The organism is Ramlibacter sp. Leaf400 (assembly GCF_001424545.1).
GTDB lineage: Bacteria > Pseudomonadota > Gammaproteobacteria > Burkholderiales > Burkholderiaceae_C > Ramlibacter.
Map to the genome: position 1 here is coordinate 1 of NZ_LMQL01000004.1, position 13219 is coordinate 13219.

The 13219-nt window shown below is 70.8% G+C and carries 15 protein-coding genes; 11 read left to right on the forward strand and 4 right to left on the reverse strand.

Going from position 1 to position 13219, the window contains the following annotated elements:
* Positions 1–255 precede the first annotated feature (255 nt).
* Positions 256–720, forward strand: a complete 465-nt coding sequence (locus ASG30_RS04160) for an ASCH domain-containing protein (RefSeq protein WP_055893090.1) — start codon at positions 256–258, stop codon at positions 718–720.
* 24 nt (positions 721–744) lie between these two features.
* Here the strand turns inward: ASG30_RS04160 and ASG30_RS04165 are convergent, their stop codons facing one another.
* A complete protein-coding gene (locus ASG30_RS04165; protein WP_200947237.1) occupies positions 745–1329 on the reverse strand; it encodes a pyridoxamine 5'-phosphate oxidase family protein in 585 nt (194 codons plus the stop codon).
* Between the two features lie 190 nt (positions 1330–1519).
* Between ASG30_RS04165 and ASG30_RS04170 the strand changes: the two genes are divergently transcribed.
* On the forward strand, positions 1520–2710 hold the full coding sequence (locus ASG30_RS04170; protein ID WP_055893093.1) for an SGNH/GDSL hydrolase family protein: 1191 nt from the start codon (positions 1520–1522) through the stop codon (positions 2708–2710).
* Positions 2711–2793: 83 nt separating this feature from the next.
* Here the strand turns inward: ASG30_RS04170 and ASG30_RS04175 are convergent, their stop codons facing one another.
* On the reverse strand, positions 2794–3156 hold the full coding sequence (locus tag ASG30_RS04175; RefSeq protein WP_055893095.1) for an SPW repeat protein: 363 nt from the start codon (positions 3154–3156) through the stop codon (positions 2794–2796).
* 141 nt (positions 3157–3297) lie between these two features.
* On the opposite strand from ASG30_RS04175, the gene ASG30_RS04180 reads away from it, so the two are divergent.
* The 9 genes from ASG30_RS04180 (at position 3298) to ASG30_RS04220 (ending at position 11320) form a co-directional block, all read left to right on the forward strand.
* Entirely contained in the window at positions 3298–4341 is a 1044-nt protein-coding gene (locus ASG30_RS04180) for a LacI family DNA-binding transcriptional regulator (protein WP_055893099.1), read from the forward strand.
* Positions 4342–4432: 91 nt separating this feature from the next.
* Entirely contained in the window at positions 4433–5104 is a 672-nt protein-coding gene (locus ASG30_RS04185) for an amino acid ABC transporter permease (RefSeq protein WP_055893101.1), read from the forward strand.
* Entirely contained in the window at positions 5104–5757 is a 654-nt protein-coding gene (locus ASG30_RS04190) for an amino acid ABC transporter permease (protein ID WP_055893103.1), read from the forward strand. Before ASG30_RS04185 ends, ASG30_RS04190 begins: the two co-directional genes overlap by 1 nt.
* Before the next feature lie 37 nt (positions 5758–5794).
* Positions 5795–6583 (forward strand): transporter substrate-binding domain-containing protein, encoded by a 789-nt coding sequence (locus ASG30_RS04195; RefSeq protein ID WP_055893106.1) that lies wholly within the window; start codon positions 5795–5797, stop codon positions 6581–6583.
* A gap of 20 nt (positions 6584–6603) precedes the next feature.
* Positions 6604–7398 carry an amino acid ABC transporter ATP-binding protein gene (locus ASG30_RS04200; RefSeq protein ID WP_055893109.1) on the forward strand — a complete coding sequence of 265 codons (795 nt, stop codon included), beginning with the start codon at positions 6604–6606 and terminating at the stop codon, positions 7396–7398.
* The gene (locus tag ASG30_RS04205; RefSeq protein WP_055893111.1) at positions 7398–8168 is read left to right on the forward strand and encodes a sugar phosphate isomerase/epimerase family protein; all 771 of its coding nucleotides are present in this window, start codon (positions 7398–7400) and stop codon (positions 8166–8168) included. Before ASG30_RS04200 ends, ASG30_RS04205 begins: the two co-directional genes overlap by 1 nt.
* On the forward strand, positions 8165–9112 hold the full coding sequence (locus ASG30_RS04210; RefSeq protein WP_055893115.1) for a sugar kinase: 948 nt from the start codon (positions 8165–8167) through the stop codon (positions 9110–9112). Before ASG30_RS04205 ends, ASG30_RS04210 begins: the two co-directional genes overlap by 4 nt.
* Positions 9106–10086 carry a 2-hydroxyacid dehydrogenase gene (locus ASG30_RS04215; protein WP_200947239.1) on the forward strand — a complete coding sequence of 327 codons (981 nt, stop codon included), beginning with the start codon at positions 9106–9108 and terminating at the stop codon, positions 10084–10086. Before ASG30_RS04210 ends, ASG30_RS04215 begins: the two co-directional genes overlap by 7 nt.
* A 61-nt stretch (positions 10087–10147) precedes the next feature.
* Positions 10148–11320, forward strand: a complete 1173-nt coding sequence (locus tag ASG30_RS04220; RefSeq protein ID WP_055893119.1) for a methyltransferase — start codon at positions 10148–10150, stop codon at positions 11318–11320.
* A gap of 308 nt (positions 11321–11628) precedes the next feature.
* On the opposite strand, the gene ASG30_RS04225 is transcribed toward ASG30_RS04220, so the two are convergent.
* Entirely contained in the window at positions 11629–12093 is a 465-nt protein-coding gene (locus ASG30_RS04225; RefSeq protein WP_055893121.1) for a ferritin-like domain-containing protein, read from the reverse strand.
* A gap of 55 nt (positions 12094–12148) precedes the next feature.
* Positions 12149–12910, reverse strand: a complete 762-nt coding sequence (locus tag ASG30_RS04230; protein ID WP_055893124.1) for a 2OG-Fe(II) oxygenase — start codon at positions 12908–12910, stop codon at positions 12149–12151.
* Positions 12911–13219 lie beyond the last annotated feature (309 nt).

The window sequence follows — 13219 nt, forward strand, 5'->3', positions numbered from 1 at the left end:
CCGCAGTGAATCCGCCGAGTCAAAGCTTCGAAGAACCGCTTGCCACACGGGAGGCGTCCATATAAGTTTTTCCGCGAGGGCCCGCACCACTCAAGCGACGCGCGCAGCACTGCGAGCGCTAGCGAAGCAGGCGGAGAGGCACAGCATGAGCCCCCCGCCGGGGACCCCCTGCCGCAGGCAACGGACAGCAATGCGCCCGATCAACGCTGGCGCAGTCTGCAAACCTGTTCCGGCGAATACCTCCACACTCCCACCATGACCCTTCCGCCGAAGTACCTGCCCTTCTGGACCGCCGCCGAGCAGAGCCACGGGCCGCTCGACCGCAGCCGGTTCCTGGAGGCGTTCGCCTTCGGGGACGACGAGTCCATCTCGGCGGAGTTGGCCGGCCTGGTCCTGAAGGGCGTGAAGCGCGCCAGCGCTAGCCTGGCCTGGACCTACGAGGGCGGGGGAAAGGCCATGCCGAAAACGGGCGACCTGAGCATCGTCACCACCTGGACGCAGCAGCCGCTTTGCATCATCGAGACCACCGACGTCCAGGTCGTGGCCTTCGAGGACGTTGCAGCCGACTTTGCTCGGCTGGAGGGCGAAGGGGACGGCACCCTGGCGTCCTGGCGACGCGACCACACCGCGTTCTTTGCCAGGGAGTGCTCGCGGATCGGTCGCGTGCCGAACGAACGGATGCCCGTGGTCTGCGAGCAGTTCCGCGTGGTGTTCCAGTAGCGCCGCTCGAGGGCAGACCGCTTCTTACCGACGCCGCGGCGGGACCACGCCCGCGAACATCTCGAAGCTCTTCCACTTCGGCTCCAGCGGCGGCTCGGCGGCCTTGGGCAGGTAGGGCGAAGCTTCCATGAGACTCAGGTTCGGGATGTACCGCGGGCAGTTCGGAAAGATCGCCTCGGGCGTGACCCGCACCAGCAGCTGGGCGCCCGGGACGTCCGCCATCGCCGGGTCGTCCCGCACGATCTGCGCGCGCCCGTTCACCCGAAGCCGCTTGGGCGCGTCGCCCATGGCGATGAACAGGATCCCCACGTGCGCATTGACGGCGATGTTGCCCAGGCTCTTGAACATGCCGTTGCCGTCGTAGTCCGGAAAGACCAGCTGGTCGGGCGCCGCCACGCGCACGAAGCCCGGGGGCCCACCCTTGAACGAGCAGTCCGGCCGCCCCTGCGCGTCCGCCGTGGCCAGGAAGAAGAAGCCCACGCTCTGGATGAAGGCGGCGTCGTCGGGGGTGAAGCGGTCGCGCTTGAGCTTGTCCTCCAGGCGGTCGGCGAGCGCGCGGCTGCCGAAGGCGTCCTGAAGCTCACGGTTGCCGTCGTGGTACATGCTCATGGGGCCTCCTGGGGCTGCACGTGCAAAGGATAGCGGCGCCGAGGCCGTCGCGTGCAAGGTGAGCCGTGCGGTGGGACGGGCGATTTCCGGCCCGTTGGAGCCATTGCCCGCGGCGCGCGCGCGTCGGACGCTCGGTCACCACGGCGTTCCCGCAAGGGCCGCTGCAGCCCAACACCAAGAAAGAACGCCCATGGCCTCCATGTTTTCGCGCCGCGCATCCACCGCGGCGCTGGCCGCGCTTGTCGTCGTCGTCACCACGGCCTGCGGCGGTGGTGGGGGCGACTCCGGCGCGCAGGCCCCGGGCCCGGCGGCTTCCGCCGCGCCGCCGGTGGCGTCGGGCAGCACCCCGATCGCCCGCATGTTCGTGGCCGGCGACAGCCTGGCCGACGTCGGCACCTTCGGCCTGAAGGCCACGGTCCAGAACGCGGCCAACCCCGCGGCGGGCTACCCGGTCTATCCGGAACTCGTCGCCGCGGCCCTGGGCACCGGCAGCCAGTGCAACTTCTTCGCCAACGACGGCGGCAGCACCTTCACGACGCAGGCCGGCTGCACCAACTTCGCAGTGGGTGGCACGCAGGTCGTCAACCCGATCACCCGGGGCGGGTCCGCCTTGCCCCTGTCGCTCGAACACCAGCTGGAAGAGGCGGTGGCCGCCAATGGCGGCGCCTGGCGGGCCGGCGACCTGATCGTCGTGGACGCCGGCGCCAACGACGCCGCGGGCCTGGCCGACGCCTTCCTCGACGCCCGCGGGGGCGGCGCGGAAGCGGCGGTGCTGGCGGCCCTGCTGGCGCAGCAGCTCGACGCCTCCACGATCGCGGTCGCGTTCCGGCAATCCGATGGCGAGGCGGTCGCCGCCGGCCTCTACATGCAGCGCCTGGCCGGGACCTACTGGACCACCGTGAAGGCGAACACGCTGGACAAGGGCGCCACGCGCGTCGCGTTGCTCAACGTGCCCGACATCACGCTCACGCCGCGATTGCGCAGCATGGTGGCGGACCTCGCGGCCGCCGAGGGCCCTGCAGAGGCCACCGCCTTCCAGGCGGCCCTGCGGCAATGGATCGTCGGGTTCAACACCGAGCTGGCCCGGCTCGCGGCCGGTGAATCGCGCGTGGTCGTGGTGCCGTACTTCGAGGACTTCAGCGCGCAGGGCACCAACCCCGCGGCCTTCGGGCTGACCAACGCCAGCGACGACGCCTGCCCGCCGGGCGACTTCCCGGTCTGCACGGATGCCGCCCTCGACGCGTCGCCGCCCGTGGCCGGGCTGGCCCCGGGGTGGTGGCGGACCTGGTCCTACTCGGACGAGTTCCATCCTTCGCCGCGCGGCCACGAGCTGCTGGCGGCCACGGTGCTGCGCGCGCTGGCGCAGGCCGGCTGGCGCTGAAAGGGCAGGGGGCGTTTCGGCGCGTGCGCGGGCCTGCCCCGCCCCCAGGGCGGGATCACCTCAGCTGCACGCGCGCTACAGGCTCAGCCGACGAGGCGGTTCCACCAGCCGCCGTAGTCCTTGTCGACGGCCAGCACCCAGAGCGTCAGCACCACCGCGGCCAGGCCGGTGAACAGGGCGACCTGGACGGCGGCCGTCGTGCCCGCGAAGCCGAGCACCCACGGCGAGACCATCAAGGCGGCCCCGACGAGGGCGCCGAACCACTCCTCCCAGGCCCGGGGCAGGAGGATCGCGCCGACCGCGGTCGCCAGCAGCAGCACGCCCGCCACGATGAAGGTGGCCATCGCGGCCCGCGGCTGCTGCAGCCCGAGAACCCAGGGGGACAGAATCAGCCAGGCACCCAGCAATCCATTCACCGGGTCCTGCCAGTGCTTCCATTGCTTCATACCGAACTCCTTCTGCCGTGGGAGGGGCAGCATTGCTTGGATCGGATAAAGCTCGTCTTGTTCATCTCGGCAGCGGCCCGGGAGGGCCCTTCGCACCTCCTGCCGTTCCTTGTACGATTGCTGAAAACGGTTTCAGCAACCATGCCCAGCAAGCCCACGCTACCTGTCGTGACCGCCTACGGTGGACGCATCACCATCGCCGACGTCGCGGAGAAGGCCGGCGTGTCCAAGGCCACGGTCTCGCGCTTCCTGAACCGCCGCGACGAGTTGCTGACGCCGGAGATCGCCACCCGCGTCGAGTCGGCCATCGCCGCCCTCGGCTACACGCCCAGCCCGATGGCGCAGGCGCTCAAGCGGGGGCGCTCGCGGCTGGTGGGGCTGATCGTGGCCGACGTCACCAACCCGTTCTCGGTGGCGGTCCTGCGCGGTGCGGAGAAGGCCTGCCAGGACGCCGGCTACCTGCTGATGCTGTTCAACCTGGGCGAGGACGGGCAGCACGAGCGCGACGCCATCGAGACGCTGGCGTCCTACCAGGTCGAAGGGCTGATCCTCAACACGCTCGGCCGCGACGAGGGGGCCGCCGCGGCCGCCGCGCGCCGGGGCCGCCCCGTGGTGCTGGTCGACCGCCGCCACGCCAACATGGAGGCGGACTTCGTCTCCATCGACAACCAGGGCGCGGTGCGGATGGCCGCCGGGCACCTGGTGGAGCGCGGCTGGGACGACCTGCTGTTCGTCACCGAGCCGGCCGCCGGCGTCAGCTCGCGCGAGGAGCGCGCGGCGGCGTTCCGGGCCTTCGTGGCGGCCCATCCCCAGGCCGGGGGCCGCTGCTTCGAATCGACGGCGACGGAGGCCGCCGCCCTCGCGCAAGAACTGCGCGAGCTGCGCGCGCGTGGCCGCCGCCCGGCGGTGCTGGCCAGCAACTCGGTCATCACGCTGCGCGTGGTCGACGCCGTGCAGCGCCTGGGCTGGACGTTCGGTCGCGACCTGGGTTTCGTCGGCATCGACGAGACCGAATGGGCCTCGCTGGTGGGCCCCGGCCTGACCACGGTGGCCCAGCCCACCGACGCCCTCGGGCGGCTGGCCACGGCCTGCCTGCTGGAGCGCCTGCAGGGCCTGGACGTACCGCCGCGGCAGATCCTCCTGTCCGGGCAACTGGTGGTGCGCGCGTCTTCCGCGCAGCAGTAAAAAGCCCTCGGGTTTACCCCAATGAGTTTCTGAAACCGGTTTCTATAATCCGGCCAAGAAACCGGTTTCAGCCCAACAAAGCCGCCTCGCCGTGAACTACAACTTCCAGTTCCAGGACGTCTTCGCCGCCTGGCCGCTGCTGCTGCAAGGCACCTGGATCACGATCCAGCTGTCACTCACCGCCACGGTGCTCGGCCTCGCGGTGGCCATCGTCTGCGCCTGGGTCAAGACCTCGGGCCCGAAGCCGGCGCGCTGGGTGGTCAACGCGTACATCGAGTTGATCCGCAACACGCCCTTCCTGGTGCAGCTGTTCTTCTTCTTCTTCGCGCTGCCCGCCCTGGGCCTGCGCTGGTCGGCGCACTCGGCGGCGCTGGTGGCGATGGTGGTGAACCTGGGCGCGTACGCCACCGAGATCATCCGCGCGGGGATCGAGTCCATCCCGCGCGGCCAGATCGAAGCCGGCCTGGCCCTGAACCTCAAGCGCCACCAGGTGTTCCGCTTCATCATCCTGAAGCCCGCGCTCAAGGCCATCTACCCGGCGCTCACCAGCCAGTTCATCCTGCTGATGCTCAGCTCGGCGGTGGTCTCCGCGATCTCCGCCGACGACCTGACCTCGGTGGCGGCCAACCTGCAGTCGCAGACGTTCCGCAGCTTCGAGATCTACATCGTGGTGACGGCCATCTACCTGGCGCTGGCGATGAGCTTCTCGGCGCTGTTCCGATTCGTCTACCAGCTCACGCTGAACTACCCGGACCGCCGCTGATGCGCACCTTCGGCTTTCCCGAATTCCTGTTCATCCTCGAAGCCGCGAAGTGGACGATCGCGCTGTCGCTGATCGCCTTCGCCGGCGGCACGATCGGGGGCCTGCTGGTCGCGCTGGGCCGCACCAGCGGCAACGCCCTGGCCCGGCGCGCGGCCACCGCCTTCGTGCAGGTGTTCCAGGGCACGCCGCTCCTGCTGCAGCTGTTCCTGGTGTTCTTCGGCGCGCCGGTGCTGGGCATCGACCTGAACCCCTGGGTGGCGGCCGGCATCGCGCTGATCCTCAACACCAGCGCCTTCCTGGGCGAGATCTGGCGCGGCTGCATCCAGGCCATCCCCTACGGCCAGTCGGAAGCCGCGCACTCGCTGGGCCTGCACTACATCGACCGCATGCGCGACGTGGTCCTGCCGCAGGCCTTCAAGATCGCGCTGCCGCCCACGGTCGGCTACCTGGTCCAGGTGATCAAGGGCACTTCGCTGGCGGCCATCATCGGCTTCGCCGAAGTGACCCGCGCCGGCCAGATCATCAACAACGCAACCTTCCAGCCGCTGATCGTGTTCAGCCTGGTGGCTGCCATCTACTTCGCGCTGTGCTGGCCGCTGTCGCTGCTGGCCGCGCGGATGGAGCGTCGCCAGGCGGCGGCGCTCACGCGCTGACCCTTTCCCTTCCCTTCCAACACCGGAGACTTCCAAGATGCAAACCTTCTCCCGCCGTGCTTTCGCCGCCCTGGGCCTCGCGGCCAGCGTGTCCTTCCTCGCCGCGCCAGCCCTGGCCCAGAGTCCCGAAGAGCTGAAGAAGAAGGGCGAGGTCAACGTCGGCCTGCTGGTGGACTTCCCGCCCTACGGCACCACCAACGCGCAGAACCAGCCCGATGGCTACGACGCCGACGTGGCCCGCCTGCTGGCCAAGGAGTGGGGTGTCAAGGTCAACCTCATTCCGGTGACCGGCCCGAACCGCATCCCCTTCCTGCTGACCAACAAGGTCGACCTGCTGATCGCCTCGCTGGCGATCACGCCCGAGCGAGCCAAGCAGGTGCAGTTCTCCCAGCCGTACTCGGCCGCCACCATCGTCCTGTACGGCCCCAAGAAGGTCGCCATCAAGGCGCCCGCCGACCTCAAGCCGCTCAAGGTCGGTGTCGCCCGCGCCAGCACGCAGGACGTGGCGCTGACCGGCGTCGCCCCGCAGGGCACCGAGATCCGCCGCTTCGACGACGACGCCTCCGCCATGCAGGCGCTGATGTCCGGCCAGGTCGACGCGATCGGCTGCTCCACCACCGTGGCCGCGCAGATCGACAAGCGCCAGCCCGGCGCCTTCGAGCCCAAGTTCGTGCTGCGGCAGCAGGAGATGGCCGTGGCCATGCGGCCCGGCCAGGACGCGCTGCTCAAGCAGGTCAACGAGTTCGTGGCCAAGAACACGGCCAACGGCGAGCTGAACAAGCTGTACCGCAAGTGGCTGCAGACCGACCTGCCCAAGATGCAATAAGTCGGCGCGCGGGGAACAGCATGAACGACCGAGCCCAGGCCGGCGCCGAGCCCATCATCCGCATGGAAGGCGTGCAGAAGTGGTACGGCAAGTTCCAGGTGCTCACCGACATCGACCTGCAGGTCGCACCGGGTGAGCGCATCGTGGTGTGCGGGCCCTCGGGCTCGGGCAAGTCCACGCTGATCCGCTGCATCAACGGCCTCGAATCCGTCCAGAAGGGGCGAATCGAGGTCGACGGCATCGACCTCACGGGCCACAAGCGCAACGTCGACAAGGTGCGCGCCGAAGTCGGCATGGTGTTCCAGCAGTTCAACCTGTTCCCGCACCTGACCATCCTGCAGAACTGCACGCTGGCGCCCATGCGCACCCGAGGCGTGAGCAAGCAGGAGGCCGAAGCCACGGCGATGAAGTACCTCACGCGGGTGCGCATCCCGGAGCAGGCGCTCAAGTACCCGAGCCAGCTGTCCGGCGGCCAGCAGCAGCGCGTGGCGATCGCCCGCGCGCTGTGCATGACGCCGCGCATCATGCTGTTCGACGAGCCGACCTCCGCGCTCGATCCGGAGATGGTCAAGGAGGTGCTGGACACCATGATCGGCCTGGCCGAAGAGGGCATGACCATGCTGTGCGTCACGCACGAGATGGGGTTCGCGCGCAAGGTCGCCGACCGCGTGATCTTCATGGCCGACGGCCGCATCGTGGAGCAGGCGCCGCCCGAGCGCTTCTTCACCCAGCCGCAGCACGAGAAGACGCGCAACTTCCTGGGGCAGATCCTCAGCTCGCACCACCATCCCCAGCCGGTGCCGGTGTCGGCGTGATGCAGCAGGTCCTGATCTCGCTGTCGTCCTTCGGGGCCGCGCAAGTGCGCCGCCATGGCCAGCCGTGGTTCACCCGCCTGGCGCAGCAGGCCGGCGCCGACGGCGTCGAGGTGCGCAGCGAACTGCTGGTCGACCCGGCCACCGAACTGCCGGCGATCGCCCGCGCGGTGCGAGCGTGGGGCGCGCCGGTGGTCTATTCCAGCGCCGAGCCGCTCTGGGGGCCCGACGGCACGCTCGACTTCGCGGCGGTGCAGCGCGCGGTGGACGCGGCACGGCTGCTGGGCGCGGCGCGCCTGAAGATGTCGATCGGCGACGCCCGCGGCGCCTCCCGGGGCGATTTGCGCCGGCTCGCCGAGAGCGTCGGCGGCGTCGAGCTGCTGATCGAGAACGACCAGACCGCCGGCGCCGGCACGGTGGACGCACTGCAGGCGTTCTTCCGCGCTGCCGAAGAGGCCGGCTCGCCGCTGGCGATGACGTTCGACATGGGCAACTGGCACTGGGCCGGCGAAGAGCCGCTGGACGCCGCGCGAACCTTCGCCGCGCGCGTGCGCTACGTGCACTGCAAGGGCGTGCAGCAGCACGGCCGGCGCTGGGGCGCCGTGCCCCTGGCCGATTCCGCCGCACCCTGGCGCGCCGTGCTGCGAGCGCTGCCGCGCGGCCTGCCCTGGGCGATCGAATACCCGCTGGTGGGCGACGACCTGCTGCAGACGACGCGTGGCGAGATCGCCCAGCTGCGCGAGGCCTCGGCCCGCCTCGGAGCCTTCGCATGAGCTTGCGCTACGACGTCGTCACCTTCGGCGAGATGATGCAGATGCTCGTCGCCGACGGGCCCGGGCCGCTGGAGGACGTGCGCACCTTCCACAAGCGCACCGCCGGCGCCGAAACCAACGTGGCGATCGGGCTGGCGCGGCTGGGCCTGCGCGTGGGCTGGGCCAGCCGCCTGGGCGCCGATTCCCTGGGCCGCTACCTGCTGGCCGAGATGCAGCGCGAGGGCGTGGACTGCAGCAAGGTCGTGGTCGACCCCGAGCAGCGCACCGGCTTCCTGTTCAAGGGCCGCACCACCGACGGCAGCGACCCGCCGGTGGAGTACCACCGCAAGGGGTCGGCGGCCAGCCGGATGGGCCCGGCCGACGTCGACGAGGACTGGCTGCGCTCGTCGCGCCACCTGCATGCCACCGGCGTGTTTCCCGCGATCTCCGGCACGGCGCGCGCCGCCGCCCACAGGACGCTGGAGGTGATGCGCGCGGCCGGCCGCACCATCTCGTTCGACCCCAACCTGCGACCCACGCTCTGGGCCACGCCCGAGGAGATGCGGCGCGAGATCAATGCCCTCGCGTTCCAGGCCGACTGGGTGCTGCCCGGCCTGGAGGAGGGCCGCTTCCTCACCGGCGCGCAGACGCCCGAGGCCATCGCCGGCTTCTACCGCGAGCGCGGCGCCCGCTTCGTCGCCGTCAAGCTCGGGCCGGAAGGCGCGTACTTCGACACGGAGGAGGGCAGGGGCCACGTGCCCGGGTTCCCGGTCAAGGAGGTGGTGGACACTGTCGGCGCCGGCGACGGCTTCGCCGTGGGCGTGATCACCGCCTTGCTGCAGGGCCTCGGTGCGGCCGATGCGGTACGCCGTGGCGCATGGATCGGCGCGCGCGCGGTCCAGGTGCTGGGCGACACCGAAGGGCTGCCCACGCCCGCCGAGCTGGAGGCCGCCGGGCCATGGTGACGAACTTGAGGAAATCCGTCCTGGTCTTTCGCGAGCTGCCGCAGGACCAGCTCGCGCGCATCCGCGCGCTGCACGAGGTCACCGTCGCCAATCCGCGCAAGCCGGAACAGCAGGCCGCCTTCGAGGCGGCGCTGCCGCACGCGCACGGCCTTGTCGGCTCGAGCTACGCGATCACGCCGCAGCTGCTGGCGCGCGCGCCCCGGCTGGAGGTGATCTCCAGCATCTCGGTGGGCGTGGACAACTACCCGGTCGCTGCACTGCGCGAGCGCGGCATCCTGCTGTGCCACACGCCCGGCGTGCTGACCGAGACGACGGCGGACACCGTGTTCGCGCTGGTCATGGCGGCCAGCCGGCGCATCGTCGAGCTGGCCAACCACGTGCGCGACGGCCGCTGGGACCGCAACATCGGCGAGGACCTGTTCGGCTGGGACGTGCACGGCAAGACGCTGGGCATCCTGGGCTTCGGTCGCATCGGCCAGGCGGTGGCGCGGCGGGCCGCGCTGGGCTTCGGCATGCCGGTGCTCTACCACGGCCCGCGCGCGGTGGACGTGCCGGAACTCGTCGGTCGCGCCACGCACGTGCCGCTGGACGAACTGCTGGCGCGCTGCGACATCGTCGCGGCCACGCTGCCGCTCAACGACCGCACGCGGGGGCTGCTGGGCCCGCGCGAGTTCGGGCTGATGAAGGACGGCGCGATCTTCATCAACGGAGGCCGAGGCGCCACCGTGCAGGAAGACGCGCTGCTGCAGGCGCTGGACTCCGGGCGGCTGCGCGCGGCCGGGCTCGACGTGTTCTGCACCGAGCCGCTGCCGCAAGACTCGCCGCTCATGGGCCATCCGCGCGTGACCGCGCTGCCGCACATCGGCTCGGCCACCCACGAGACGCGCTACGCGATGGCCCGGATGGCGACCACCAACCTGCTGCAGGCCCTGGCCGGCGAGCGTCCCACGGCCGTCTACGCGTCCGGCGCCTGAAGCGCGGGCCGGGTCACCGGGCGGCCTGGCCGCGCATCCGCTACCCTGGACACCGATCACGATGAACGCACAAGACGCGACCGTCCTCACCTGGCAGGAAGGCGGCGAGGAGCGCCAGGCCGGCTGGCGCTCGGAGTCGGGCTGGCCCGCGCCCCGGCGCGTGCAGCTGGCCGACGACCAGATGCCCGCCGACCTGGCCTACCGCCTGGCCTGCGAGGGGACGGCGCTGCTGTGGCGCGGCGACTACCAGAACGCCCGGCAGCTCCTGCAGGCGCTGGCCCGCAGGCTGGACCGTGCGCCGCGCAAGGCGGCCGGCGCAGCGGCGTTGCCGGCGTCCTCCGCGTCCCCCGCCGAAACCTTCTACCGCTACCGTCAGGCGCAGGGGCGCCGGGCGCGGGTGCTGGGCATGGTGGTCATCGAGGTGGACGGCGATCACGGCATCGGCCTTCGCCGCGCACCCGACCTGCGCGTCGCCTGCGCCGAGGCCTGGGGGCCGCCGGACGGGCAACCCTGCGTCGTGGCGCTGCGCGAGCTGATCGGGCTGGTGGGCGCGCATGAGTGGCGCAAGAAGGGCGTGGAAGTTCCGGCGCTCGGGCCGCCGCCGGCCAACCGCGTCCACCCGCACTACGGCGTGTTCTCGCCGGTGCGCGGCGAGTACCTCGACCTGATCGCCAAGGCGCCGCTGCCGGCGGGCGCCTCGCTGGCCTGGGACATCGGCACGGGCACCGGCGTGGTTGCGGCGGTACTGGCACGACGCGGCATCGCTCGCATCGTCGCCACCGACCTGAACCCGCGTGCGCTGGCCTGCGCCGGCGACAACATTCAGCGCCTGCGTCTGCAGGAGCGGATCGAGCTCGTCGAAGCCGACCTGTTCCCGCGGGGGACGGCGCCGCTCATCGTGTGCAACCCGCCGTGGCTGCCGGGCAAGCCCAGCTCCACGCTGGAGCATGCGGTCTACGACCCCGACAGCCGCATGCTGCGCGGGTTCCTCGGCGGATTGCGGGAGCGGCTGGCGCCGGGGGGTGAAGGCTGGCTGGTGCTGTCCGACCTGGCGGAGCACCTGGGGCTGCGGTCACGGGACGAACTGCTGGCGCTCTTCACGGCCGGGGGGCTGGTCGTTCGCGAGCGCCTGGACGTGCGGCCCCGCCATCCGAAGGCCAGCGATGCGGGCGATCCGCTGGCGGCGGCCCGCAGCCGTGAGATCACTTCGCTGTGGCGGCTGGGCGCAGGCTGAGGCCCGCGCGGGTCAGTGGCTTTGCGGCCGCTCCGAGGGCAGGGGCGTCGTGATGTGCCCGGGCCCTTCGCGCCGGAACCGCTGGACTTGAACCCGTCGCGCAGCGCCTTCGAAGAGGCGCCGGCGAACGTCGGGGGTGAGCTCCTCCAGGCGCCAGGAATCCTGGAGCGGGTCCTGGTGGGACGGTGTCGCGGGCATGTTGGGAAGTCTGCGAGGCCCGGATCGCTCTCGCCATCAGCGGACGTGCTGAGCTTGTGAAGGAGCCGTCCTACAGATGAGCTTGGGGCCCGTGGCGGCCCCGCTGCTGATCAGCCCGGTGCATTGGCGAAGGCCGCGACGTCACCCGGCTTGCGCAGCATCTTGTCGACGTCGGCCGCGTGGAGTTCTTCGGCATGGATCATCTGCCGGGCGAACTCCTCCAGCGCCACCGAGCGCCCCTCGACCTTCCCCAGGAGTTCGCGGTACAGCGCCAGCGCGGCGCTTTCCGTCTCGAGGGATTCCTTCAGCATGGCCCCGATGTCATGCTTGTGCGAGTCGAGCAGGGGACCGATGGCCAGGGACGGGTAGGCACCCAGGGTGGTGATCCACTCGCCGACCTGCTGGGCGTGCAGCAGCGACTCGTCGGCCTGCTCGCGCAGCCAGGACACGATCGGTATGCGGCCGAAGCCGAACACCAGGAACGAGTAGTGCGTGTAGCGCACGACGCCGGCCAGCTCGGCTTCGAGCAGGCGGTTGAGTACGGCGACGACCTGGTCACGATCAATGTTCTGCATCGCTCGGCTCCTCGGTGATGAGCCCAGTCTACGCCGCCCGCCACCCTCCAGCTTGTCAGGCCGCGTCGTGGAAGATCAGGCCGAGCGTGCTGCGCGTGCCGCTGCGGATGCGGCTCACGCCGTGCCGCATGTTGACGCGATGGAAGCCCCGGCTTCCCTGCACGGGCCGGTGGCTGACGGCGAACACCGCCGCATCGCCCTGGCGAAGGGGCACGACCATCGGCCGCGATTGCATGCGGGGCCGCTGCTCGGTGAGAACGAGCTCGCCGCCGTCGAACGCCTCCCCCGGGGCGCAGAGCAGGATCACGGCCTGCAGGGGAAAGACGTTGGCGCCATACAGGTCCTGGTGCAGGCAGTTGAAGTCCCCCGGCCCATAGCGAAGCATCAGCGGCGTGGCGCGCGACTGGCCGGCCGCATGGCAGCGCTCCAGGTAGTCGGCGTGCGAGGGGGGAAAGGACGGCTCGAGTCCCAGCAACACGTTCCACCGGTTCGCCGTCGCGGCGAGGCGGCCGTAGAGCGCGGTGCGCAGCTGCGACACCAGCGCCGGCAGCGGGTAGTCGAAGTACTTGTACTCGCCCCGCCCGAAGCCGTGGCGCTGCATCACCACCGTGCTGCGGAAGGTGCCGGGCGCGCCGGTGTCGTAGACCGCAGCGAGGCCGGAGCATTCCGCCGGCGACAGCAGTGCGGGCAGCACCGCGACGCCGTCCCGGTCGATGTCCGCATCGAATCGGGACCAGTCCTGGGAAGCGAGGCGCAGCGCGGGGCCAGGGTCTTGCGTCGCGGCGATGGAGATCGGTTGGGGGCGGGTTGCGGCCATGGCAGGACGATAGGGCCGCAGGTCGGGGCGGTCTGGCCGGAAGCGGACATGTGGTCGTAGGGACGCGCGTGCGCCACGGATCGGATTCTTCCGCCCGCCTGGGCTCCACCGCTGCCCAAGGAATCAGCAACCTGCTGCGAGCCGCACCGGCAGTCGCGCCAACGCGATCCGCCGGTGGTTTTCCACAGCCTTTTCCACGCTTTCTGTGAGGAGCCCAAGGTCGTGACCGTTACAAAAGTTGGTACACAATCGGGCGATGCGCCGGGCCGGCCCCGGCCGCAAGCGGCCTTGGCCCCCTGGGGCATCCCC

What these genes read in the sequence shown, in the direction of transcription:
- ASG30_RS04160 (WP_055893090.1), top strand. Translation starts at nt 256, where the DNA reads ATGACCCTTCCGCCGAAGTACCTGCCCTTCTGGACCGCCGCCGAGCAG.
- ASG30_RS04165 (WP_200947237.1), bottom strand. Translation starts at nt 1,329, where the DNA reads ATGAGCATGTACCACGACGGCAACCGTGAGCTTCAGGACGCCTTCGGC.
- ASG30_RS04170 (WP_055893093.1), top strand. Translation starts at nt 1,520, where the DNA reads ATGGCCTCCATGTTTTCGCGCCGCGCATCCACCGCGGCGCTGGCCGCG.
- ASG30_RS04175 (WP_055893095.1), bottom strand. Translation starts at nt 3,156, where the DNA reads ATGAAGCAATGGAAGCACTGGCAGGACCCGGTGAATGGATTGCTGGGT.
- ASG30_RS04180 (WP_055893099.1), top strand. Translation starts at nt 3,298, where the DNA reads ATGCCCAGCAAGCCCACGCTACCTGTCGTGACCGCCTACGGTGGACGC.
- ASG30_RS04190 (WP_055893103.1), top strand. Translation starts at nt 5,104, where the DNA reads ATGCGCACCTTCGGCTTTCCCGAATTCCTGTTCATCCTCGAAGCCGCG.
- ASG30_RS04195 (WP_055893106.1), top strand. Translation starts at nt 5,795, where the DNA reads ATGCAAACCTTCTCCCGCCGTGCTTTCGCCGCCCTGGGCCTCGCGGCC.
- ASG30_RS04200 (WP_055893109.1), top strand. Translation starts at nt 6,604, where the DNA reads ATGAACGACCGAGCCCAGGCCGGCGCCGAGCCCATCATCCGCATGGAA.
- ASG30_RS04205 (WP_055893111.1), top strand. Translation starts at nt 7,398, where the DNA reads ATGCAGCAGGTCCTGATCTCGCTGTCGTCCTTCGGGGCCGCGCAAGTG.
- ASG30_RS04210 (WP_055893115.1), top strand. Translation starts at nt 8,165, where the DNA reads ATGAGCTTGCGCTACGACGTCGTCACCTTCGGCGAGATGATGCAGATG.
- ASG30_RS04215 (WP_200947239.1), top strand. Translation starts at nt 9,106, where the DNA reads ATGGTGACGAACTTGAGGAAATCCGTCCTGGTCTTTCGCGAGCTGCCG.
- ASG30_RS04220 (WP_055893119.1), top strand. Translation starts at nt 10,148, where the DNA reads ATGAACGCACAAGACGCGACCGTCCTCACCTGGCAGGAAGGCGGCGAG.
- ASG30_RS04225 (WP_055893121.1), bottom strand. Translation starts at nt 12,093, where the DNA reads ATGCAGAACATTGATCGTGACCAGGTCGTCGCCGTACTCAACCGCCTG.
- ASG30_RS04230 (WP_055893124.1), bottom strand. Translation starts at nt 12,910, where the DNA reads ATGGCCGCAACCCGCCCCCAACCGATCTCCATCGCCGCGACGCAAGAC.